The sequence below is a fragment of the Micromonospora sp. NPDC049275 genome (assembly GCF_043197115.1).
Taxonomy (GTDB): Bacteria; Actinomycetota; Actinomycetes; order Mycobacteriales; family Micromonosporaceae; genus Micromonospora.
Map to the genome: position 1 here is coordinate 58,950 of NZ_JBICSN010000020.1, position 22,975 is coordinate 81,924.

Annotated in this window: 17 protein-coding genes; 10 read left to right on the plus strand and 7 right to left on the minus strand. The window is 73.7% G+C overall.

The window, feature by feature from the left end; translation table 11 throughout:
- Nucleotides 1–8: 8 nt before the first annotated feature.
- The 9 genes from ACGFIE_RS31885 to ACGFIE_RS31925 all read left to right on the plus strand — a co-directional run bounded on the left by ACGFIE_RS31885 (nucleotide 9) and on the right by ACGFIE_RS31925 (nucleotide 9,564).
- On the plus strand, nucleotides 9–1,397 hold the full coding sequence (locus ACGFIE_RS31885) for an MFS transporter (protein ID WP_393301830.1): 1,389 nt from the start codon (nucleotides 9–11) through the stop codon (nucleotides 1,395–1,397).
- Nucleotides 1,394–1,624, plus strand: coding sequence for an acyl carrier protein (locus ACGFIE_RS31890; RefSeq protein WP_266243779.1), 231 nt, complete (start codon nucleotides 1,394–1,396; stop codon nucleotides 1,622–1,624). The genes ACGFIE_RS31885 and ACGFIE_RS31890 overlap by 4 nt, the downstream gene beginning before the upstream one ends.
- Nucleotides 1,621–3,192, plus strand: coding sequence for a hypothetical protein (locus tag ACGFIE_RS31895; protein ID WP_393301833.1), 1,572 nt, complete (start codon nucleotides 1,621–1,623; stop codon nucleotides 3,190–3,192). Before ACGFIE_RS31890 ends, ACGFIE_RS31895 begins: the two co-directional genes overlap by 4 nt.
- Nucleotides 3,189–4,217 carry a 3-oxoacyl-ACP synthase III family protein gene (locus tag ACGFIE_RS31900; RefSeq protein WP_393301835.1) on the plus strand — a complete coding sequence of 343 codons (1,029 nt, stop codon included), beginning with the start codon at nucleotides 3,189–3,191 and terminating at the stop codon, nucleotides 4,215–4,217. Before ACGFIE_RS31895 ends, ACGFIE_RS31900 begins: the two co-directional genes overlap by 4 nt.
- Nucleotides 4,218–4,297: 80 nt before the next feature.
- Nucleotides 4,298–6,181 carry an HAD-IIIC family phosphatase gene (locus ACGFIE_RS31905; protein ID WP_393301838.1) on the plus strand — a complete coding sequence of 628 codons (1,884 nt, stop codon included), beginning with the start codon at nucleotides 4,298–4,300 and terminating at the stop codon, nucleotides 6,179–6,181.
- Entirely contained in the window at nucleotides 6,174–6,422 is a 249-nt protein-coding gene (locus ACGFIE_RS31910; protein ID WP_393301840.1) for an acyl carrier protein, read from the plus strand. Before ACGFIE_RS31905 ends, ACGFIE_RS31910 begins: the two co-directional genes overlap by 8 nt.
- On the plus strand, nucleotides 6,419–7,357 hold the full coding sequence (locus ACGFIE_RS31915; protein ID WP_393301843.1) for a thiamine pyrophosphate-dependent dehydrogenase E1 component subunit alpha: 939 nt from the start codon (nucleotides 6,419–6,421) through the stop codon (nucleotides 7,355–7,357). Before ACGFIE_RS31910 ends, ACGFIE_RS31915 begins: the two co-directional genes overlap by 4 nt.
- Nucleotides 7,350–8,363: an alpha-ketoacid dehydrogenase subunit beta gene (locus tag ACGFIE_RS31920; protein ID WP_393301846.1), complete on the plus strand. Its 1,014-nt coding sequence runs from the start codon at nucleotides 7,350–7,352 to the stop codon at nucleotides 8,361–8,363. The genes ACGFIE_RS31915 and ACGFIE_RS31920 overlap by 8 nt, the downstream gene beginning before the upstream one ends.
- Nucleotides 8,356–9,564 carry a 2-oxo acid dehydrogenase subunit E2 gene (locus ACGFIE_RS31925; RefSeq protein WP_393301849.1) on the plus strand — a complete coding sequence of 403 codons (1,209 nt, stop codon included), beginning with the start codon at nucleotides 8,356–8,358 and terminating at the stop codon, nucleotides 9,562–9,564. Before ACGFIE_RS31920 ends, ACGFIE_RS31925 begins: the two co-directional genes overlap by 8 nt.
- On the opposite strand, the gene ACGFIE_RS31930 is transcribed toward ACGFIE_RS31925, so the two are convergent.
- The 3 genes from ACGFIE_RS31930 to ACGFIE_RS31940 form a co-directional block, all read right to left on the minus strand.
- Complete coding sequence (locus ACGFIE_RS31930) at nucleotides 9,462–10,760, minus strand: MFS transporter (protein WP_393301852.1); 1,299 nt, start codon at nucleotides 10,758–10,760, stop codon at nucleotides 9,462–9,464. The genes ACGFIE_RS31925 and ACGFIE_RS31930 overlap by 103 nt on opposite strands.
- A 75-nt stretch (nucleotides 10,761–10,835) precedes the next feature.
- Entirely contained in the window at nucleotides 10,836–11,315 is a 480-nt protein-coding gene (locus tag ACGFIE_RS31935; RefSeq protein WP_393301855.1) for a hypothetical protein, read from the minus strand.
- Nucleotides 11,316–11,741: 426 nt separating this feature from the next.
- Nucleotides 11,742–12,344, minus strand: coding sequence for a TetR/AcrR family transcriptional regulator (locus tag ACGFIE_RS31940; RefSeq protein ID WP_393301858.1), 603 nt, complete (start codon nucleotides 12,342–12,344; stop codon nucleotides 11,742–11,744).
- Between the two features lie 143 nt (nucleotides 12,345–12,487).
- On the opposite strand from ACGFIE_RS31940, the gene ACGFIE_RS31945 reads away from it, so the two are divergent.
- The gene (locus ACGFIE_RS31945; RefSeq protein WP_393301861.1) at nucleotides 12,488–13,507 is read left to right on the plus strand and encodes an aldo/keto reductase; all 1,020 of its coding nucleotides are present in this window, start codon (nucleotides 12,488–12,490) and stop codon (nucleotides 13,505–13,507) included.
- Nucleotides 13,508–13,600: 93 nt separating this feature from the next.
- Here ACGFIE_RS31945 and ACGFIE_RS31950 read toward each other — a convergent pair whose 3' ends face one another.
- Genes ACGFIE_RS31950 through ACGFIE_RS31965 form a run of 4 tightly spaced genes read right to left on the minus strand, consistent with a single transcriptional unit; the run spans nucleotide 13,601 to nucleotide 22,695 of the window.
- Nucleotides 13,601–13,792, minus strand: coding sequence for an MbtH family NRPS accessory protein (locus ACGFIE_RS31950; RefSeq protein WP_007461660.1), 192 nt, complete (start codon nucleotides 13,790–13,792; stop codon nucleotides 13,601–13,603).
- Nucleotides 13,785–16,898 (minus strand): type I polyketide synthase, encoded by a 3,114-nt coding sequence (locus ACGFIE_RS31955; protein WP_393301864.1) that lies wholly within the window; start codon nucleotides 16,896–16,898, stop codon nucleotides 13,785–13,787. Before ACGFIE_RS31955 ends, ACGFIE_RS31950 begins: the two co-directional genes overlap by 8 nt.
- The gene (locus ACGFIE_RS31960) at nucleotides 16,895–20,206 is read right to left on the minus strand and encodes an amino acid adenylation domain-containing protein (RefSeq protein ID WP_393301867.1); all 3,312 of its coding nucleotides are present in this window, start codon (nucleotides 20,204–20,206) and stop codon (nucleotides 16,895–16,897) included. The genes ACGFIE_RS31955 and ACGFIE_RS31960 overlap by 4 nt, the downstream gene beginning before the upstream one ends.
- Nucleotides 20,203–22,695: an amino acid adenylation domain-containing protein gene (locus tag ACGFIE_RS31965; protein WP_393301870.1), complete on the minus strand. Its 2,493-nt coding sequence runs from the start codon at nucleotides 22,693–22,695 to the stop codon at nucleotides 20,203–20,205. Before ACGFIE_RS31965 ends, ACGFIE_RS31960 begins: the two co-directional genes overlap by 4 nt.
- Between the last annotated feature and the right edge of the window lie 280 nt (nucleotides 22,696–22,975).

The following is a 22,975-nucleotide window of genomic DNA, read 5'->3' on the forward strand; positions in this document are numbered from 1 at the left end:
GAGACCCCATGGCGTTCCGACGCCCGTCCCGGTTCGCCGGGTTCACCACGATCTGGTTCGGCCAGCTGCTGTCGGCGCTCGGCACCCGGATGACGAACTTCGCCCTGAGCATCTGGGTGTGGGACGCCACCGGCCGGGCCTTCGACCTGACCATGCTCATGGCGTTCGCGTTCGGCGCGACAGTGATCTTCAGCCCGATCGCCGGCGCGCTCGTCGACAGGTGGGGACGCCGACTGACGATCGTGCTCAGTGACGTCGGCTCGGCGATCACCACGGCCGCCGTGCTGCTGCTGTTCCTCACCGGCTCGGTCGAGGTGTGGCACCTGTACCTGGTCAACCTGGTCACCGGCGCGTTCCTCGCGTTCCAGCTGCCGGCGTACCAGGCGACCATCACCGTGATGATGGAGAAGGGCCAGTACCCGAGGGCCAACGCGATGATGTTCGCGGTCCGGACCATCCCGGTGATCTTCGCCCCCGGCTTCGCCGCCGCGCTGCTCGGCCTCATGGACATCAAGGTCATCCTGCTCGTCGACGCGCTGTCCTACCTGGTGGCGATCGGCGCGGTGCTGCTGGTGAAGCTGCCGCCCATCCCCCGCTCGACGCAGCAGGACGAGGGCGGCTTCTGGTACGACACGATCTACGGCTTCCGCTACATCCTGGCCAGTCGGGCGTTCACCGGGCTGGAGGCGATCATGTTCGCCATCAACGTGCTCGCCGCTGTCGGGTTCGCCCTGCTGGTGCCGCAGATCCTGGCCCGCACCGACAGCAGCACCAACGCGGTAGGCCTGGTGCAGACCATCGGCGCGGTGGGCGGTGTGGCAGGCGCGCTACTGCTCGGCCTGCTACCCAACACCCGCCACAAGATCCGCCGGATGCTCATCGCCATCCTGGTCTTCAGCGTCCTCGGCCGAATCATCTACGGCGTCGGGGACAGCATCATCGTCTGGTCGGTCGCCCTGCTCTTCCTGCACCTGTCCATCCCCTTCATCGACGGGTACGCCCAGTCGGTGTGGCAGGAGAAGGTCGAGCCGTCACACCAGGGCCGGGTCTTCGCCGCCCGCCAGTTCATCGAGGACCTGGCGTACCCCGGCGGCACGGCCCTGGCCGGCATCGCCGCGGACCGCTGGTTCGAGCCGATGATGCGCGACGGCGGGCCGGGGGTGCCGTACTTCGGCTGGCTCGTCGGCAGCGGGCCGGGCGCCGGAATGGGCCTGATCTTCGTGATCGTGGGCCTGTTCGGCATCGGCGTGGCCGCCGCCGGGTTCGCCTCGCCGAGCCTCCGCCGGATGGAGGTCGACCTGCCCGACTACGACGAGCCCACCGACCCGCCCGCCCCGCTGCCGTCGCCGACCGGCACCGAGGAGCTCACCGACGACCGCGCGGTGGTGGCCAAGTGACGCTCACCGAGGTGGTGGCCGGCGTCCTGGAGGTCGACCCGGCCGAGGTGACCGACGAGTCCGGGCCGGAGACCATCGGCACCTGGACCAGCCTGCGGCACCTGCAACTGGTGGTGACCCTGGAGGAGGTCTACGGGCTCTCCTTCGCCTTCGAGGAGATCCGCGACGTCCGCAGCGTCGGCGAGCTGCGGACCGTGCTGCGCGCCAAGGGCACGGAGACCCGATGAGCGCCGAGTTGTTCACCCGCCGCACCCGCTGGCAGGCGCTCACCCGCCAGGCGCCTGCGCCGGCCCTGCGCGTGGCGCTGCTGGCCAGCTACACCGTGGACCCGCTGGTGCCGTACCTCGGCCTGGGCCTGCACGACACCGGCCTGCCCGCCACGCTCGCCGTCGGCCCGTTCCAGCAGGTCGTCCAGCAGTGTCTCGCCACCGACGGCTTCCTCGCCGAGGCGCGACCCGACGTGCTTGTGGTGGCGCAGCGCCTGGAGGAGGCCGGCGATCCCGGCGCGGCCGGCGACGCCTGGGCGACGGAGCTGCTGGCCGGGGCTGAGGCGGCCGTCACCGCCGCGCACCGCCACGGCGCCCTGCTGGTGTACGTCCTGCCGCCCGTCCCCACCTCCCGCCGGTACGGGCCGGCCGACGCGCTGCACGCCGACGGGGTGACCGCCAGCGCCACAGCCGTCCGGCAACGGCTGCGTGATCGGCTGGCCGGCGACCCGTGGGTGCTGCTCGTCGACGCCGACGAGGCGGTACGGGCCGTCGGAGACGAGCGGGCGTACCACCCGGCGCTGTTCCGGTTCGCGAAGGTGCCGTACACCGAGGAGGTCTTCGCGCGGCTCGGCGCCGCCACCGCCGCGCTGGTGGCCTGGTGGTTCGGCGCGGGTTGCCGCGCGCTGGTCCTCGACGGCGACGGGCTGGCCGGTGGCGCCGTCCACCTGCTGCCGGCGCTGCGTGACCTGCGCGAGGCAGGCGTGCGGGTGGCGTTGCGGGCCACCGGCGTCGACTGGTGGTCGAGCGCCGACGCCACGGACCTGCTGAGCGTGCTCGACGGCTGGGTCACCGACGACCGGCCCCTGGCCGACCAGCTCGCCGAGATCGCCGACGAGTTGGACGTCGCGCCGGCCCAGCTCGTGCTGGCCGGCACCGGTCCGGCGCAGTCGCCGCCGCGGCACGTACCGCTCGGGTCCGACCCGGCCGGCTGGTCGGACGAGCTGCGGGCGGCGGGACTGACCGACCGGCTCCCGGCCCGGCGGTGGAGCGGCGGCACGTCCCGACCCGCCGTCGCGCCCACCGAGCTGTCCCTGGACGACTTCGTGGCCGGCCTGGAGGTGCACGTCGACTACCTGCCGGTGGCAGCCGACAGCGTCGCGGAGGTCGCCGAGGTGGTCGCCCGCGCGCACGACTTCGCGCTGGCGCCCGCCCCGCCGGCCGCCGTGCTGGCCGCGCGGGCCGCCGACCTGCTGGCGATCCGGGTACGCGACCGGCTCGGCGACTACGGCACCGCGGGCCTCGTGGCGCTGGACCGGTCCGTCGACCGCTGGACAGTGGACGTCTTCTCCCTCTCCTGCCCGGTGCTCGGCAAGGGCGTCGAGGCGGAGGTGCTGCGGGAGCTGACCCGGCGTGCCGGCGCGGCCGAGGTCGGCGAGGTGCTGGTCCGCTTTGCCGACACGGGCCGCAACGGCACCGCCCGGCGCTTCCTGTCCGAGCTGGACGGTGTCGCGCCCGCCGACCCCCGGGTCCGGCTACGCGCTGCCCGCACCGACGCCGACAACGACGCGACGGCGGTGCGGCGATGAGCGGCCCGCCGGTCGGCGTCGGGGTGGCCGCCCTGGCCCACGTGCTCGGCGAGCCTGTCGACGTGGCGGCGGCCGCGGCCGCGTACACCAAGGATCTGGACCGTCTGCGGTCCTGGGAGTACCGCGCCTTCCACCGCGCCGGCCCCGGCGTCGGGGTGACCGACCTGGCGGTGGTGGCCGGCGGTACGGCCCTGGACCGCGCCGGGTTGTCCGCCGCCGACGTGGACCTGGTGGTGCTGGCGATCCCCGACCTGGCCGAGTACCTCTACTGGGATCCGGCCGCGCACACCCAGGCCCGCCTCGGCGCGCACCGGGCCGAAGCGGTGCTGCTCAACCAGGCGTGCGGCGGTGGGGTGGCCGCGTTCGACACGGTGGCCGGGCGGTTCGCCACCCATCCCGAGTACCGGACGGCGCTGCTGATCGGCGCGAACCGGGTGTGCGAGCCGTACTGGAACCGGATGGAGGTCAACACAAGCGTCTTCTCCGACGGAGCTGCCGCGGCCGTGCTGGTGCGCGATCACGACAGGTGCCGCTGGCTGGCCACCGAGACGATCACCGACGGCCGGTACGCGGGCTTCATGCGGATGCCCGTCGGTGGCGCGGCGCAGCCGTTCACCCCGGACGGCGGCACCCCCCGCGTCGGTGACCCGGCCGACCGGCTCAACGAGTTCTTCGCAGGCGACGTACGCCGGATGTTCCGGTTCGTGGCGACCATCCGCGAGCGCAACCGGCAGGTGGTGGAGGCGGCGTGCGGCCGGGCCGGCGTGACGCTTGCCGACGTCCGCCGGTTCGTGCACTTCCACGACAACGCCCGACAGTTCGCCGAGCTGGCCAAGGACCTCGGCGTGGAGCTGGAACGGACGAACGTCGAGCTGGCTCTCGCCCACGGTCACATCGGCTGCGCCGACCAGCTCATCGGCCTGGAACGCCACCTCGACGGCGGCGAGCTGACCGACGGCGACCTGGTCGCCCTGACCAGCACCGGCAGCGGCATGCACTGGGTCTGCACCCTGCTGCGGGTCTGACCTGCCGCACCCAGCGACGGGAGCACCGTGCCGGCCCGTCGACGACCACCCCGCCCGGCGGGAGAGGAAGGACACCGACCATGCGAGACGAGGAGGTCCTGCACCGGATCCGCCGGCTGCGCCGACCCGACGCGGCCGCCGACCCGGAGCTGGCGCCCGCCCTGGTCCACCTGGACGACGCGGCGGTCACCGTCGTCGCGTCCGCCGGTCGGCTGCTCGCCGACGTGCCCGTCGAGAAGCTGACCAGCCCCGACTTTCCGCTGCGCCCCCTGCGGGTAGCGGTCACCGGCACGTTCACGCCGGGCACGCTGGAACCGCTGCTGCGGGTGGCGCTGCTGCGCATCGGCATCGCCCCCGAGATCCACGTCTCCGGCTTCGACCAGCTCGTGCTCGACCTCAGCGATCCCCGCTCGCCGCTCGCCGAGTTCCGGCCCGACGTCACGCTCTGCCTGCTGCACGACGGCTGGTTCCTGCCCAGCGAGTGGGACCCCGGCGACCTGGCCGGCCTCGCCGACGTGCTGGGCGAACGGGCCGGCGTGCTCGCCGCCGCGCTGCGCGGATACGCGGCCCGCACCGAGGGCGCGGTGCTGCTGCACACCGTGCCGCTGTCGCCGCCCGAGCACCGCGGCCTGGTCAGCTTCCGCGGCCGGGCCGAGCTGGGGCGGATCTGGCGGGAGCTGAACTCCCGGCTGTTGGAGCTGGGCGAGCGGGACACGACGTACACGGTGGATCTGGAGACGCTGCTGGTGGACCACGACGGCCCGGTGCGCGACGAGCGCCTGTACCGGTTCGCCAGCATGGCGTGGACATCGACAGTGGAACGTCGGTACGCGCACGAGGCCGCCACCTTCTGCCGCGCGGTCCTCGGGCGGACGGCGAAGGTGCTCGCGCTGGACCTGGACAACACCCTCTGGGCGGGCGTGCTCGGCGACGACGGGCTCACCGGCATCCGGCTGGGCACCGACTATCCCGGCAACTGCCACCGTGACGTGCAGCGCCGCGCCCTGGCGCTGCGCCGGCAGGGCGTACTGCTCGCGGTGTGCAGCAAGAACGACCCCGACCTGGTGACCGAGGCGTTCGCGCAGCACCCCGACCTGCTGCTGCGCTCCGACGACTTCGTCGCCCAGGCGGTGAACTGGGGGCGAAAGGACGAGAACCTGCGCCAGCTCGCGACCACCCTCAATCTGGGCCTGGACGCCGTCGTGTTCGCCGACGACAGCCCGTTCGAGTGCGAGCTGGTACGCCGCGAGCTGCCGACCGTACGGGTGGTGGAGCTGGCCGGCGACCCGGCGGGCTTTCCCACCAGGCTGCTCACCGAGGGGCACTTCACAGTGCTCGCCACCGGCGCCACCGACCGCGAACGCACCGAGCTGTACCGGGCCCGCGCCGGGCGGGAACGCTTCGCCGCCACGTTCGACTCGGCGGCCGACTACCTGCACGAGCTGAAGCTGCGCGTCACCGTCCGGGAGGTCGACGAGCACAGCCTGCCCCGGGTCGCGCAGCTCGGGCTGCGCACCAACCAGTTCACCATGACCGAACGCGCGCACACCGAGGCGCAGACCCGGGCGCGCGCCGGCTCCCCCGACCACCTGGTGCTCACCGTCGAGGTGACCGACCGGTTCGGCGCCGAGGGGCTGGTGGGCGGCCTGTGGCTGGACCGGGACGACCCGGAAGCCTGGGTGATCGAGAACTTCGTGCTCAGCTGCCGGGTCTTCTCCCGGGGCGTCGAGCAGGCGGCGCTGCACCGCGTGGCCGAGCTGGCCCGAGCCGCCGGCGCGACCCGGCTGGAGGCCCTGTTCCGGCCCACCGCCCGCAACAAGCCCGGCGCGGCCGTCTGGCCCGCCGCCGGCTTCACCGTGGGCTCCGTCGACGACGGCACCACCCGGCACGTGTTGCCGCTGCACCCCCCGCCCCGGCTGCTGCCGGCGTGGATCGCCCTGGAGGAGGGAGACATCCGTGCCTGACCTGTTCACCACCGTCGCGGGCCTCATCGAGCAGGTCGCGGACGTACCGGCCGAGGAGATCTCGCCCGACGTCCGGTTCGCGTCGCTCGCCAACTGGACCAGCCTGGAGGCGCTGCGTCTGCTCTCCGCGCTGGAGGACGACCTCGGCGTACGCCTGGACCTGCGGGCGTACCTGGCGGTGACCGCGGTCGGCGAGCTTGTCGACCTGGTCGCCGGTGAGCTGGACGGGGCAAACCGGTGACCGCCACCCGCACCGAGGCGCCGCCGATCGCGCCGACCCGGCTCGCCGACGCCGACCTGGACCTGTTGCTGCTGATCCGGCACTTCGAGCTGGCCCTGCTGGACATGTTCGGCAGGGGCGAGCTGCACGGCACCACCCACACCTGCCTCGGGCAGGAGTACGTGCCGGTGGCGCTGCGCCCATTGCTCACCGACGACGACTTCGTGTTCAGCAACCACCGGGGGCACGGCCACTACCTGGCCCGGTTCGCCGACCCGCACGGCCTGCTGGCCGAGGTGATGGGCCGCGAGGGCGCGGTGTGCCAGGGCGTCGGCGGCAGCCAGCACATCCTGCGCGACAGGTACCTGTCGACAGGGGTGCAGGGCGAGAGCGTGCCGGTGGCCGCCGGGGTGGCGCTGCACCTCAAGCGCACCGAGCCGGGCCGGCTGGCGCTGGTCTACCTGGGCGACGGCACCTGGGGTGAGGGCGCCGTCTACGAGGCGCTGAACATGGCCGCGCTGTGGGGCCTGCCGCTGCTGCTGGTCGTGGAGAACAACGGCATCGCCCAGTCCACGCCCACCGTCGCGCAGCTCGCCGGCAGCATCGGCGGCCGGGCACGCGCGTTCGGGGTGGACCACCTGCGGGTCACCTCCACCGACACCGAGGTGGTCCGGGCCGCGCTGACGCCGGTACTGCGCCGGGTCCGCGAGCGGTCCACGCCGTACGTGGTGGAGCTGCTCACCCATCGGGTGGGACCGCACAGCAAGGGCGACGACAGTCGTCGCCCGGAGGAGATCGCACACGCGCGGGCGCACGACTGGTACGCCCGCTACGCGCAGGCGTACCCGGAGCAGTTCGGTGTGCACGACGAGCGGCAACGGGCGTACGTGGCGCAGGTCGTCGCGGACGTCGCCGGCCGGCCGGCGAGCCACTGGGCGGAGGCCGACCGTGGCTGAGCGGGTGGTGGAGAACCTCAACCAGGCGTTGCACGCGCTGCTGACCGACGACCCCGCGCTTACCGTGCTCGGGGAGGATCTGGTCGACCCGTACGGCGGGGCGTTCAAGGTGACCCGAGGGCTGTCGGCGCGCTGGCCGGACCGGGTGCTGTCCACCCCGTTGAGCGAGGGCGGCATCGTCGGCGTGGCCGGTGGGCTGGCCCTGGCCGGGCAGAGCGCCATCGTCGAGATCATGTTCAGCGACTTCGTGGCCCTGGCGTTCGACCAGATCCTCAACTTCGCCAGCAAGTCGACGGCCATGTACGGCCGGCGGGTGCCGATGCGGCTGGTGGTGCGCTGCCCCAGCGGCGGCAACCGGGGGTACGGCCCGACGCACAGCCAGAGCCCGCTGAAGCACTTCGTCGGCATCCCCGGGCTGAGCCTGCACGAGGTGTCGCCGTTCCACGACAACCGGGCGGTGCTCGCGGGCATGCTCGCCACCGGCCGGCCGGGCCTGCTCTTCGAGGACAAGGTCCTCTACACCAGCCGGATGTACGCCGACGGCGTGGTGGACGAGCTGTTCCGCTACGACCTGATCGGCCCGGACGCCGACGTGGCCCGGGTCCGGGTGGACGAGGAGGAGCAGGCCGACTGCGTGCTCGTCGTACCCGGTGGGTTGGCCACCCGGGCCGTGGCGGTGGCCCGGGAGCTGCTGCTGCGCGACGACATCGTCTGCCAGGTGCTGGTGCCGTCGCGGCTGTGGCCCCTGGACGCCGACACCCTGTTGCCGCCGATCGCGCGGGCCGGCCGGGTGGTGGTGGCCGAGGAGAGCACCGCCGGTGGCACCTGGGGCGCGGAGCTGGCGCAGGTCGTGCACCGGCGGCTCTGGGGAGCGCTGCGCGCGCCGGTACGCCTGGTGCACTCCGCGGACAGCGTCATCCCGACCGCCGCGCATCTCGAACGCACAGTGCTGGTGCAGGACACCGACATCCGCCAGGCCGTGAAGGAGGTCATCAGTGGTGACTGACCTGGTCGTCCCCAAACTCAACAACAACGACACCACGTACGTCCTGCTCGACTGGCTGGCCGAGGACGGCGAGCAGGTGCGCTCCGGCGAGCCGATCGCCGAGGTGGAGACCTCCAAGGCGGCCGAGGAGCTGCTCTGCGACGGCGACGGGGTCCTGCACCGGCTCGTCGAGGTCAACCGGGAGTGCGCCCCTGGCGACGTCATAGGCCACGTGTTCGACAGCGAAGAGGCCCGGCAGCGCTTCCTGGCCGAGGCGGTCACACCGAGCGGGCCGCCGCCCGAGACTCAACCCGGCGGGCCGGTGCTCACCGACTCCGCCCGGGAGCTGGCCGCCGCGCACGGGCTCGACGACGCCGAGCTGCGCGGCCTCGGCAAGTCGGTCGTGCGGCGTACCGACGTGGAACGCCTGCTGGCCGACCGGTCGGCGGCGCCCGCCGCGACGACCGAGCCGGTGGTGGTGGCCGCGGCCGCCGCGCTGGCGGCCGGCGACGGCCCGGAGCCGGACGATCCGCGTCAGGTGCACACCCTCTCCCGCGCCCAGCGCGCGGTGGCCGCCGTGGTCACCGACTCCCACCGGGAGGTGCCGGCGGCGCTCGCGGTGATCAAGGTCCGCGCCGACGCCGCCCTCACTGTGGCCCGTGACCTGACCCGCGCGACCCGCACCCTTGTCGGCCTGCCGGAACTGCTGGTCAAGGCCATCGGCAGGTTGCGCGAGGACCACCCGTTGCTCTTCGCCTCACCCGGCGACGGCAGCAGCGTACGACTGGCCGAGGCGGCCCACGTCGGCGTCACCATCGACGTCGGCACGGGGCTGTTCATCCCGGTGGTGCGGGACGTGGAGGAGCTGACCTGCGCGGAGATCGCCGAGACGCTGATGGACTTCCGCTCCCGGGCCGGCGGTGAGGGCTTCCGGGCGGGTGAGCTGGCCGGCGGAACCATCGTCGTCTCCCTGCACACCGACCCCGACGTGGTGCTCGCCGGGCCGATCGTCTTCCCCGGTCAGACCTGCGTGGTGGCGATCGGCGGCACCCAGGACGAGTTGGCGCTGGACACCGACGGCCGGGTCGTGACGCGCCGGTTCGTCAACCTCAGCGCCGTCTACGACCACCGCGTGGTCAACGGGAGGGAGGCGGTCGCCTTCCTCCAGGCCGTGAAGGCGGCGCTGGAGTCCCCCGACCAGCTCGCCTCGGACCTCTCTTGACCGAGTGGTGTCGCTGCACTGACCAGCGGCGGCGGTTGCTCCGGTGGGGACGGCCGGGTCCGGGGCAGGGTCGCCGCTGCGGTCAGGCAGAGCGCGGCGGCGGCGACCAGCGGTGGACGGCCGCCGAGGTGGACGGCGGCGGCGCCGAGCGGGATCGTCAGGACGAGAGGCCCGAACATCACGGTGTTCGCCGTCGCGGCGACCCGACCGAGCAGCGCCGGCGGAGTGTGCGTCTGCACGGCGGTCACCGCCGCGACAAGGGTCCACGGCAGCCCGATGCCGGCGACCGTGGCACCCGCGACAGTGGCCGGCCACCAGGGCAGGCAGCGCGCCAGGCAACCCACGGCGAACAGCACGGCCCCGGCGACGCCGACCGCGGGCGGACCCCATCGGGTGAGGAGCTTTCCGACGATCAGTCCACCGAGGATGGAGCCCGCACCCTGCGCGCTGGCCAGGACTCCCAGAAACGTGCTCGGCAGCCGTAGATCGGTGACGACGATCGTGTAGACGGCCGCGGTCGTGAAGCCGGACATGGCGATCGACACGGCCGCGAGCACGAGCGGTACGCGGGTCGTCAGCTGTCCGGACAGGACCGCCAGCCCGTCGCGTGGACCCTGGCGCCGCTGGGTCGACAGCTCGGGTGGGATCCGGTTCAGGCGCACCGCCAGGTACAACACGGCGACCACAAGCGGCATGGCCGCGCTGAGAACGGCGACCGCGTGGCCACCGTGCCAGGCGTAGAGGCCCGCGCCGACCACCGGGGCGACGAGTTTCATGCCCTCCTGGGCGCTGGAGCGCCAACCGTTCACGTCGCCGAGGTCCGTTGGGGAGAGCGCGGACGGCAGCAGCGCCGTCTCGCCCGCGTCGATCAACACGTAGCTGACACCGTAGGCGCACGAGACGGCGAAGATCAGCCAGGTCTGGCCCGAGCCGCGTACCGCGAGGAGCGTCAGCAGCGCGGTCGCCAACAGGAGGTTGACGGCGATCACCAACGGTCGTCGGGGCACCCGGTCGAGCAGGCCGCCCAGCCACGGCCCGGCGAGCACCGGGGCGTACACGCAGAGCCCGGCCAGGGCGGCCAGGCCGGTGGAGCCGGTGAGGTCCAGGATCCAGATGCCGGACACGAGGGCCATGGCGCTGCTGCCGAAGCCGGACAGTACCGAGATCGCCACGAGCAGACCCGCGTTGCGCCGCATGAGCCCTCCAGGTTGAGTCGGGGTGACTCACATCCTGTTTCTTGAGCCCGGCTGGGGCAATACCGGCAGGCGACGTCAATGAGGCGTTGACAGCAGCCCGTCCATCGTCGTCGCCACCATTCGAACCGGCGACGGCAAGCGGTCGCCTGCGGCGTCGAGGTCGGCACGGAGGTGCAGGGCCAGCGCGTAGAGCGAGCCCGGGTCGGCGTCCAGAGCGGCGTCGACGGTGCTCCGCACCAGTGCCGCCCGGTGGAACCGCGAGTCCCACCGCCGGTCCGTTGCGATCCAGCGGCCCAGCTCGGCCACCGCACCCCGCACCGCCACGATCTGCGCCGCGTAGTTCCGGTCGAGGTCATGCCGCCGCGCCCGTCGAGCGGCCGCGAGGCGCTGCCGGCGCTGCTCGGCGGCCTGCCGACTGCCGAGCCCCAGCGCGGTCGCGATCTGCGCCCAGGTGGCGCCCTCGTGACGCGCCCGGTCGATCAGTTCGGCCTCCCGCTCGTCCAGGTGGGCACGAGCGGCACAGACCTCGGCCAAGCCGGCCAACGGCGTCGTCATTCGTCAACATTACATTGACAGTCCGGCGGCACGGACGCCCGGCTGCGGGGCTCACCGGACCTCCCGGCAACGCTGTAGAGCTGCCCCAGATGTGGGGCAGGCTCGCTCCCCAGGGACGGCAGGCTCACTGCCCCGAGACAGCAGGCGCGCTCCCCCGAGACAGCAGGCGCGCTGCCCCGAGACAGCAGGCGCGCTCGCCCGCGACGGCAGGCGCGCTCCCCGAGACGGCAGGCGCGCTCCCCCGAGACGGCAGGCGCGCTCCCCGAGACGGCAGGCGCGGTCCCCGAGACGGCAGGATCACTACCCCGAGATGGCAGGCTCACCGCCCCAAAGATGGGGCAGCTCTACAGGCAGCAGTGGAGGCCCGCCGCCTCCCCGGGGGTCGGCCTCCCGGGGGCGGTGACGTCGGCACGGCGCGGGCGATGACTAGCGGACGCTCAGCCCGGCGACGAGGATCTCGACCATGCGACGCGCGTCGTAGCGACTGTCGGCCGCGCCGACGCAGAGGTTGCCGACGCCGCGCATCAGCTCGACGGCGCTCAGGTCGGTGCGGATCTCGCCTGCGGCGGCGGCCGCGTCGAGCAGGTGGGCGCACACCGGCACCAGGCGGTCGAGGAAGTAGGCGTGCAGGGTCTGGAAGGCGGCGTTGTCGGACTGCAACGCCTCGGCGAGACCGTGCTTGGTGACCAGGAAGTCGACGAAGAGGTCGATCCACCGCGCGAGGGCCGCGTACGGCGTGCCAGCGGCTGCCAACAGCGTCGGACCGGCCTCGGCGCAGGTCTCGACCTGGTGCCGGTAGACGGCCACGATCAGGTCCGCGCGCGTCGGGAAGTGCCGGTAGATCGTGCCGACGCCGACGCCCGCCCTGGCGGCGATCTCGCGAACGGGAACGTCGACGCCGGACGCCACGAAGGCCGCGGCGGCGGCGTCCAGGAGGGTCGCCTCGTTGCGTCGCGCGTCCGCCCGCTTGCGGGGCGCCGGCTCCCGCCGGGACCCCGCTGCTGTCGATCCGCCGTCGATGTCGGCCACCGCGCCCCGACCTCCCATGATCAGTGTTGGCAAAACGGAACCATGTTCCGTATATTGGTTAGCGGAACACGGTTCCACTTGTTCAGGATGCCAGAACGGGTGGGCCACGACCAGCCACACCCCTTGCCCACGGAGGATCAGCCATGCAGTACCGCACGTTGGGTCGTACCGGCGTCCAGGTCAGCACACTCGTGCTGGGCGCCATGAACTTCGGCAAGCTGGGACGCACCAGCCAGGACGAGGTAACCGCGATCGTCGACGCCGCCCTGGAGGGCGGGATCAACCTGATCGACACCGCCGACATGTACAGCCAGGGCGAATCGGAGGAGATGGTCGGCCGGGCGATCGCCGGCCGCCGCGACGACATCGTCCTGGCCACGAAGGCCGGTATGCCGATGGGCGACAGGCGCGACCACCGGGGCAGCTCACGCCGCTGGCTCGTCACGGAGCTGGACAACAGCCTGCGCCGCCTCGGCGTCGAGCACGTCGACCTCTACCAGATCCACCGCTGGGACCCGACCACGAGCGACGAGGAGACGCTGTCGGCGTTGACCGACCTGCAGCGGGCCGGCAAGATCCGCTACTTCGGCTCGTCGACCTTCCCCGCGTACCGCATCGTGCAGGCCGAGTGGGCCGCGCGGGAGCACCACCTGAGCCGGTACGTCACCGAGCAGCCCAGCTACTCGATCCTGCAACGCGGGATCGAGAGCCACGTCCTGCCGGTGACCCAGCAGTACGGCCTCGGCGTGCTGGCGTGGAGCCCGCTCGCCTCGGGCTGGCTCTCCGGCGCGGTCCGGGCGGGCCGGGAGATCACCACCAGCCGGTCGACCATCCTGCCGGAGCGCTTCGACACCACGCTGCCGGCCAACCGGGCCAGGATGGACGCCGTCGAACGGTTGGCCACGCTCGCCGACGAGGCCGGCCTGACCATGATCCAGCTCGCGCTCGGATTCGTCACCGCGCACCCCGGCGTGACCAGCGCGATCATCGGCCCCCGCACGGTCGACCACCTGCGCTCCCAGCTCGCCGCCGGGGACACCGTGCTCTCCGCCGACGTGCTGGACGCGATCGACGCGATCGTCGCCCCGGGCGTCGACCTCGCCGCCCACGAGAAGTTCGACACCCCGCCCGCCCTGCTCGACCCGGCCCTGCGCCGCCGCTGACACCGGCGCGGGGCGCCACGTCGGTGCGCCGCCGACCTCACCGGGCGGTCGGTGATCGACCGGACGTCACTCGGCGGGTCGGTGACCGACCGTTCAGCCGGCGGCGAGGTGTTCGCGGACGCTGCGGGGACGCATGTCGGTCCAGGTGCGCGTCACGAAGTCCAGGCACTCCTGGCGGCTGCCGGCGCAGCCGGCGTCCCGCCAGCCGTCCGGCACCTCCTTGTGCCGGGGCCACAGGGCGTACTGCTCCTCGTCGTTGACCACCACGCGGTGTTCGTCAGCCATCGGGGTTGCCTTCCTCGTGTCGGGCCAGGTGCAGCTCGCGGGCGAGACTCTCCGGGGACAACGCCCGGATCTCCGCGAGCAGGTCGGTGAGGTCGCCGTCCGTGGGCGGGGAAACCGCCGGGAGTACGACGGGAGCCGGCCCCGCCAACGCGGCGACGGTACGGGCCAGCGCGGCGGGAGTGGGTGACTCGAAGATCGCGGCGGGCGGCAGGTCGACGCCGAGCGCGTCGCGCAGTCGCGCCACCACCCGGGTGCCGAGCAGCGAGTGCCCGCCCAGCTCGAAGAAGTCGTCGTCGGGGCCGATCTCGTCGACGCCGAGCAGGTCCACCCAGATGCGGCGCACCACCTCGTACGGCTCGTCGCTCGGCGCGGTAGTCGTCGAGGCCGCCACCGGTTGTACCGGGACCGGTGGCGGTGGCGGTGGCGCGGCGGCCGACGCGACCTCGGCAGGGGCGACGGGTCCCGGCCGGTACACGTCGACCCAGTGCCGCTCGCGGGCGAACGGGTACGTGGGCAGGGGCACCCGCCGTCGCCCGTCGGCGCGGCCGTCGTGCCGGCGCACCGGCGCCCCGGCGAGCCAGAGCCGGCCGACGGCCAGGGCGACGGCGTCGTCCTCGCCGGTCGGGGTGCGATGGGCGGGCAGGCTGGTCAGCACCGGCACTCCGCGTGCGGCGTCGTGCTGTCGGACGAGGGTGGCCAGGGTGCGTCCCGGGCCGACCTCCAGCAGCGCGTACCGCTCGGCGAGGAGCAGGCCGGCGGCGGCGGTGAAGTTGACCGGGCAGCGCAGCTGCCGCACCCAGTAGTCGGGGTCGGTGGCCTCGTCGTCGGTGAGCCAGCCACCTGTCACGTTGGACACGATCGGCACCGTGGGCGGGCGCAGCGGCACCTCGCGCAGGTGCGCGGCGAAGCCGGCCAGAGCCGGATCCATCAGGGCCGAGTGGAACGCGTGGGAGGTGCGTACCCCTCGGCAGGCCACCCCGCGCCCGCGCAGTTCGGCGGTGAGCGCGGCGACGGCGGCTGTCGCGCCCGAGACGGTGGTGAGGTGCGGCGCGTTGGCGGCTGCCACCTCCACTCCGGCGGGCAGCAGCGCCGTCACCTCGTCGACGCCGAGGGCCACCGAGAGCATCGACCCGGGGGCCTGCGCCTGCATGAGCCGGCCGCGCACGGCGACTGTGGCGAGCGCGTCGGGCAGGGTGAAGACACCGGCCAGGCAGGCGGCTACGTACTCGCCGAGGCTGTGTCCCGCCAGCGCGGCCGGGCGTACACCGTGGTGGCGCAGCAGTTCGGCGACTGCGTACTCGACGGCGAACAGGGCCGGCTGGGTGAGCCGGGTCTCGTCCAGCTCGGGTACGGCGGGGACGGCGTCACCGGGTGGGCAGAGCAGTGCCCGCAGGTCCACGTCGAGGTGCGGGCGCAGCAGGTCGGCGCAGCTGTCGAAGGCCTCCCGGTAGACCGGTTCGGTGCGGTAGAGGGTGCGGCCCATCCCGGCGTACTGCGCGCCCTGACCGGGAAAGAGCAGCGCGACCCCGGGTGGCGTACCACTGGCGACGCCGGTGCGGACGAGCGCCGAGTCGCGGTCGGCGAGCTGGGCGGCGGCGGTCGTGGCGTCGCGGGCGACGGTGACGAGCCGGTGGCCGAACTCCCGTCGGGTGTGGGCCAGGGTGTACGCGACGTCGGCCAGCGCCACGGCGGGGTGCTCGCCCAGGTGGGTGGCGAGCTGGGCGCGGGCCCGGTCGAGCGCGTCGGCGTCCCGGGCGGAGAGCACCAGCAGATGCGCGGATCCGTCGTCGGCGGGGACGTGATCGGTAGGTTCGGCGGCCTGGAGCACGACGTGGGCGTTGGTGCCGCCGATGCCGAAGGAGCTGACCGCCGCCCGGGGCGGCGTGCCCAGGTCGGGCCAGGGCTGCGACGTGGTGGGCACCCGGAACGGGCCGTCGCCGGCCAGCTCGGGGTGCGGCTGGGTGCAGTACGGGCTGGGCGGCACCACCCGGTGGTGCAGCGCCAGCGCGGCCTTGATCAACCCGGTCACCCCGGCGGCGACGTCGAGGTGACCGACTGTCGACTTGACCGAGCCGAGCGCGCACCGGCCGCCGTCTGCGCCCCAGAACGCCTCGGCCAGGGCACGCAGCTCGATCTGGTCGCCCAGTTCCGTGCCGGTGCCGTGCGCCTCGACGTAGCCGATCGTGGCCGGGTCGACCTCGGCCACCTCCTGGGCGGCCCGGATCACGGCGACCTGACCGTCCACGCCGGGCGCGGTGAAGCCGACCTTCACCCGGCCGTCGTTGTTGATCGCGGAGCCGCGGATCACCGCGTACACCGTGTCGCCGTCGTCGCGGGCGTCCGCCAGCCGGCGCAGGACGACCACGGCGGCGCCGTCGCCTCCCACGGTGCCGGTGGCGCGCACGTCGAAGGGTCGGCAGTGCCCGTCGCGGGACATGATGCCGCCGGCCTCGTGGCGATACCCGGTGCCGGTGGGCAGCAGGACGTGCGCGGCGCCGGCGAGGGCGACGTCGCACTCGCGGGCGAGCAGCGCCTGCGCGGCGAGGTGCACGGCGACAAGCGACGAGGAGCAGGCCGTCTGCACCGCCACGGCGGGGCCGCGCAGGTCCAGGTGGTACGCCACGCGGGTGGGCAGCGAGTCCTTGTCGTTGGCGAGGATCAGCTCGTACTCGGAGACCGAGCCGAGCCGCGGGTTGCGGAACAGGTGGTGCAGCAGATACCCGCTGGCCGCGGCGGCGGCGTACACCCCGACGAGGCGGTCGGGATCCCCGGCGAGGTGGCCGGCGCGTTCCAGGGCGGCCCAGGCGGTCTCCAGGAAGAGGCGTTGTTGCGGGTCGAGCAGCCGGGCGTCGCGGGGCGAGTAGCCGAAGAAGCCTGCGTCGAACCGGTCGAGGTCCGGCAGCGCGCCGTGCGCCGGCACGAGGTCGGGGTGCCGCCGCTCCTGCTCGGTGAGGCCGGCGGCAGCCAACTCGGCGTCGGTGAACCGGGTGATGGTCTCCTGTCCGGCGAGGATCCGCTGCCACAGTTCGTCGACGTCGGCGGCGCCGGGAAAGCGGCCGGCCATCCCGACGATGGCGATCTCCAGTCCGGTCTCCTGATCGGTCACGCTCGTCCCTCCCCCGCCGCCACCGGGCGGGCCCGGCGGGCCCGGTCGGCAAGCGCCTGCTTGCGTTCGTCTCGTCGCCGGCCACCGGCCGGGTCCCCGGTCGGCCGGGCCGTCGGCACTTCCGCGTCGGCGCCGTCGAGGAACCGGGCCAGCAGCGCGATCGTCGGGTAGCGGAACAGCTCGACGGCCGACACGGGTCGGCCGAGCTGTTCGGTGAGCCGGGTCTGCACCCGCGCCAGCAGCAGTGACGTGCCGCCCAGGTCGAAGAAGTTGTCGTCCGCGCCGACGTCGTCGAGCCCGAGCACCTGCCGCCAGGTGTCGGCGATGGCCCGTTCGACGCCGCCGTTCGGTGCCACGTACGCGGCGCCGAGGTCGGCGCGGGCCACGGTGGGGGCGGGCAACCGGGACGGGTCGAGCTTGCCGCTGGCCGTCACCGGCAGGTCGGGCACCACCACGAAGGCGCTCGGCACGAGATAGCGGGGCAACCGCCGCAGCAGGCTCTGGCGCAGTTCGTCGATCGCCAGCCCGTCGCCGACGAGGTAACCGACCAGTCGTCGACCGCCGGGCGTGTCGGTCCGCACCACGGCGGCGGCCCGGCGCACCCCCGGGCACTGTCGCAGTTGGGCCTCAACCTCACCCAGCTCGATCCGATAACCGTTGATCTTGACCTGGTTGTCGGCCCGGCCGAGGAAGACCATCTGCCCGTCGGCACGCCAGCGGACCAGGTCGCCTGTGGCGTACATCCGCTCCCCCGGCGTCGGCGCGTACGGGTCGGGCAGGAACCGCCCGGCGGTGAGCGCGGGGTCGCCGTGGTAGCCGCGTGCCACCCCTGCCCCGCCGAGGTGCAGCTCGCCGGGCACCCCGGGAGGCACCGGCCGCAGCTCGGTGTCGAGCACGTAGGCGCGCACCCCGGTCAGCGGCCGGCCGATCGGAAGCTCGGCGTCGTCGGGCGTGCAACGGGCGGCGGTGGCGGTGACTGTGGCCTCGGTCGGGCCGTACCCGTTGATCAGGAGCCGGTGGCGCGACCAGGCGGCGGCGACGTCCGGCGCGCAGGGTTCCCCACCGACGGTGAGGATCCTCAGGTCGGGCACGGCGGCGGGGTCCAGCGCGTCGAGGACCACCGGCGGCAGGTCCGCCACCGTGACGCGGTGCCGGGTGAGCGCGGCGGCAAGGTCGGGGCCGGGGGTGCGCTCGTCCGGACCGAGCAGGCGCAGCGTGGCGCCCGCCGTGAGGGCGGTGACCACATCGGACAGTGCCACGTCGAAGCTGATCGAGTGGAACTGCAGGACCCGGTCGTCGGCCCGGACGCCGACCAGCCGGGACTGCGCCGCGGCGAGGTTGGCCAGCCCCCGGTGGGTGCCGACGACACCCTTGGGCAGCCCGGTCGAGCCGGACGTGTAGATGAGGTAGGCGGCGGCGTCGGGGTGGATCGTCGCCGGGAGCGGGGTGTCGGCGGGCGGCGGCTGCTCGTCGAGGCGCAGCAGCGGCACGCCTGTGGTGGGCAACGCCAGCTCCGCGTCGGCGGTGGTGACCACAAGCGCGGCGGCGGAGTCGGCGAGCAGGTGCGCCAGCCGTGCCGCCGGCAGCTGCGGGTCCAGGGGCAGATAGACCCCACCCGCCCGGAGTACGGCGAGGAACGTGACCACCCACTCCGGACCGGCGGGCAGGCAGACCCCGACTGTCGTCTCGGCCCGCACGCCCCGCGCGGCGAGGGTCCGGGCCAGGTGGTCGGCCCGGGCGTACAGCTCCCGGTAGGTCAGGGCCTGATCGCGGTACGCCAGGGCGACCGTCTCCGGTGCCGTCGCGGCCTGGCGGGCGACCAGCTCGGTCAGGCTCGGCTGCCCCTGCCCCTGCGGCGCGGGGGCGGTGGCGGCCCAGCGGTCGACAAGTTCCCGGCCGGCGGCGACGTCGAGCAGCGGCAGCCGGTCCACGGGGGTGTCCGGGGCGGCGAGCGCGGCGGTGAGCAGCGTGTCGAGCTGGTCGGCGAGCGCACGGGCGGTGGACTCGTCGAAGAGCCGCGTCCGGTACTCGATCCGCCCGTCGATGCGGCCCTCCTGCGGAATGACGGTGAGCGTCAGGTCGAACATGGACGTGCCGGTGTGCGTCTCGCCGCTGGCCAGCACGCTCACCCCGGGCAGGGTCAGCCGCTGCTCCCAGCCGTCCTCGACGGCGAACATCACCTGGGCGAGCGGGTGACGCCCGGGGTCGCGGACCGGGCGCAGCTCCTGCACCAGGGCGTCGAACGGCACCGGGTCGGTGAGCGCGGTGAGCGCCGAGTCCCGCAGCCGGTCCAGCAGCGCCGCGAAGGTCAGTCCACCGTCGACCCGGCTGCGCAGAACCAGCGTGTTGACGAAGAAGCCGACAGCGGTCTCACTGTCGAGTGTCTGCCGGTTCGCCACCGGCGTGGCGATCAGCAGGTCCGGCTGCTGGCTGCGGCGGTGCAGCAACGCCGCCCAGGCCGCCGCGAAGATCATGTACGGTGTCGCGCCGGTGCGGCGGCCCGCCTCGGCGACCCGGTCGGCCAGCTCGGTCGGCCAGGAGAACTCGATCTCGTGGCCGGCGTCCTCCAGCTCGGCCGGGCGAGGCCGGTCGGTGGGCAGGTCGAGCCCCGGCGGCGCGCCGGTAAGCGCGTCGCGCCACCAGTCCAGGCGTCGGGCCAGCTCGGCCGCACCGAGCAGTCGGTCCTGGGCCAGCGCGGCGGGTACGTCCCGGGGCGCCGGCGGCAGCGTCGGAGACCGCCCCTGGAGCACTGCCGCGTACGCCGTCGACAGCTCCTCGAACAGCAGACCCATGCTCCAGCCGTCGCACACCACGTGGTGCAGGGAGAGCAGCAGCGAGAAGTCGGCGGGGCCGGTGCGGCACAGGGTAGCCCGCACCAGCGGCCCCCGGGCCAGGTCGAACGGGCGTACCGCCTCGGCGGCGGCGTACTCGTCGATCCGCTCCGGCGCGACGTCCTCGACGGCCAGCGGCAGGCCGGCCGGCGGCAGGACCATCTGGTACGACTGCCCGTCCAGCGGCACGAACACCGTACGCAGCGCCTCGTGCCGCGCCACGACCTCGTCGAGCGCGCCGCGCAGCGCCGCCACGTCCAGGTCGCCGCGCAGGTCCACGCGGTACGGCACGTGGTAGGCGGGACTGTCCGGGCGCAGCTGCGCCAGCAGCAGCATCCACTCCTGGGCGGCGGTGAGCGGGTGGATGCCGTACCGGTCGCCGTCGGCGCGGATCGCGGCGAGGAACGCCCGCCTCCGCTCCGGCGGCAGGGCGTCCACGCGCTGGCGCAACTGCCCGGGCGTGAGGGCGTCGATCATCGGGCGATCCCCTGTTCGAGCTGGTCGAGCAGGCCGGCGAGGTCGGCGGGTGGCGGCCCGTCCAGCGCGACAGGCGCGGCCGCGTCGGTGGGCTCGACCGGCGCCCCGCCGATCTCGTCGGCGGCGGCGGCCAGCCCGGCCACCGTCGGGTGGTCGAAGATGAGCCGCAGCGGCACCTCCGCGCCTATCGCGGCGGCGAGCCGGGAGCGGACCCGGGTCGCCTTCAGGGACCGTCCACCGAGGTCGAAGAAGTCGTCGTCGCGGCGGCGCACCGGCACGCCGAGGACGTCCTGCCAGATCTCGGCCACCGCTCGCTCGGTAGGCGTCTGCGGCGCGTCGTCGTCGCCCGTGGTGGCAACGTCGGGCGCGGGCAGCGCCGCGACGTCCACCTTGCCGTTGCGGTTGAGCGGCAGCCGCGGCAGCACCACGAACACGGCCGGCACCAGGTGATCGGGCAGTTGATCGCGAGCCCGTTCCCGGATCGCCTCGACGCGCACCCCGTTCTCGGGGACGACGTACGCGACAAGCCTCGCGTCGCCGGCGGCGTCACGGTCGGCGCGCACGATCGCGTCCCGCAGCAGCCCGCCACCGCGCAGCGCCTCGGTCACTTCGCCCGGCTCGACCCGGTACCCGCGGATCTTGACCTGGTGGTCGGAGCGGCCGACGAACTCGACCAACCCGTCCGGGCGTTGCCGGACCATGTCGCCGGTGCGGTAGAGCCGCCCACCGGGGCGCGGTCCGAACGGGTCGGGCACGAACCTCTCGGCCGTCGCGTCGGGGCGGCCGAGGTAGCCGCGGGCCACCCCGTCCCCGCCGATGAACAGCTCACCGAGCACGCCGGGCGGCACCGGTTGCAGGAGCCGGTCCAGCACGTACACCCGGGTGTTGGCGACCGGGCCGCCGATCGGCACGATCGGGTCGGCGGCGGTGAGCCGGGCGCAGTCGTACGTCGTGGTGTAGGTGGTGGCCTCGGTCGGGCCGTACCCGTTGACGAGCGTCGTGTCCGGGCAGGCCGCCCGCAGCCGGTCCACGGCCGTCCGGTCGGCCTGCTCGCCGCCGAACGTCAGGTAGCGCAACGCGCCGAGGGCGTCCGGCGCGTCGGTCGCCACCTGCCGGGCCACGGAGGTGGCCAGGAACATCATCGTCACGCCGGTGTCGCGCAGCCGGGCGCGCAGCCGGTCCGGCACGAGCACGTCGTTGATGTCCAGGTCCGCCAGGCAGGCGCCGTTGAGCAGGGCGCCCCAGACCTCCAGGGTCGCCGCGTCGAACGACATCGTCGCGGCCTGGCCCATCACGTCGTCGGGGCGTACGTCGACGAAGTCGGTGTCGCGGACCAGCCGGACGATGTTGCGGTGGCTGACGCCGGTGCCCTTGGGGCGGCCGGTGGAGCCCGACGTGTACATGACGTACGCGAGCTGGTCGGGGTGGACGGTCACCGCCGGCGGGGCCGCCGGGCCGTCGTCGGCCGGGAGCCGGTCCACGACGATCCGGGGCGTGTCGTCGGCCGGGAGCCGGTCGGCAAGCGCGGCGGTGTGCAGGATCGCTCCCGGTGTGGCGTCGCGGCACATAAGCGCCAGCCGCTCCGGCGGGTACCCGGGGTCGAGCGGCAGGTACGCGGCGCCGACCTTGAGCGTCGCCAGCGCGGCTGTCACCCAGTCGGTGGTGTCGGCGAGGCAGATGCCGACAAGCGTCTCGGCACCGATGCCCAGCCGACGCAGGCGCCCCGCCAGGTGGTTGGCGCGCCGGTCCACCTCCCGGTAGGCGAGGACGCGGTCGCCGGCACGCAGCGCGGGCGCGTCCGGGGTCTGCCGAACCCACTGGGCGAACAGGTCCGGCACCGACCTCTCGCGCGGATAGTCGGTGTCGGTGGCGTTCCAGTCGATCACCACCTGCCGCTCGACCGCCGGATCGAGCACCGGCAGGTCGGACAGGCGCACCTGCGGGCTCTCCTGCGCCCGGGCGAGGAGTACGGCCAGCGCCGCCCCGAGCGACGCCGCGTGCGGGTGGCTCACCGTGGCCGCCGACCGTTCGCTCGCGTCGTCGATCAGCAGCCGCACCGCACCCCGATAACCGGACAGTGCCGGATCGGGACCGATCGATACCACCGGCCGATAGTGGGGAACCGTTTCGGGCAATTCCGCGTCGTGCTCCCGGGCCTCGCGCAGAGCCGTTCGGACCAGGTCCCGCAGCTCCGTCCACGTGGGATCCTCGGGCAACCGGACCCGCACGGGCAGCCAGCGTCCCGAGCCGGTCGACGCAGCCGCCGTCTCGGCGAGCAGGTCCCGCGCGCCGGTCCAGCGGCGCAGCAGCGCGAACACGCCGGCCAACGCGCTGACCTGCGGCTCCACCGACTCGCCCGGCAACTCCGCACGGGCGTCACAGGCGGGTTCGGTGGTCGGCGCGAAGGGCAGGTCCGGCGGCTCCGGAAGGGCCGTGAGCTGTCGTTCCCAGAAGGCGGAAAGGCCAGGGAAAACTGTCTGTTCGGTCATCGGATCTCAGCTCCGATCGGCGGGTGACACGCAATGCCGGGAAGTCTGGGCCGCGCCCGTGCCAGTTGCTTGTAGGGGCCGTTCGGGTGCCGTTGCGGCGATCTGAGGGAAACCTGAGTGCGCCTTTATGCCGATAGCGCATTGCAGTCAGTAAGTACACCGACTCTTTTGGTTATGGCGATGCCGCTCGATGAAGACAATGATCGTGCCCGGGGGGAAGCCACGCCGGGGGCGACGACTCGTAGTGCCCGGTTGTCTCTTCGCTCGCCTGAGCCTCCAC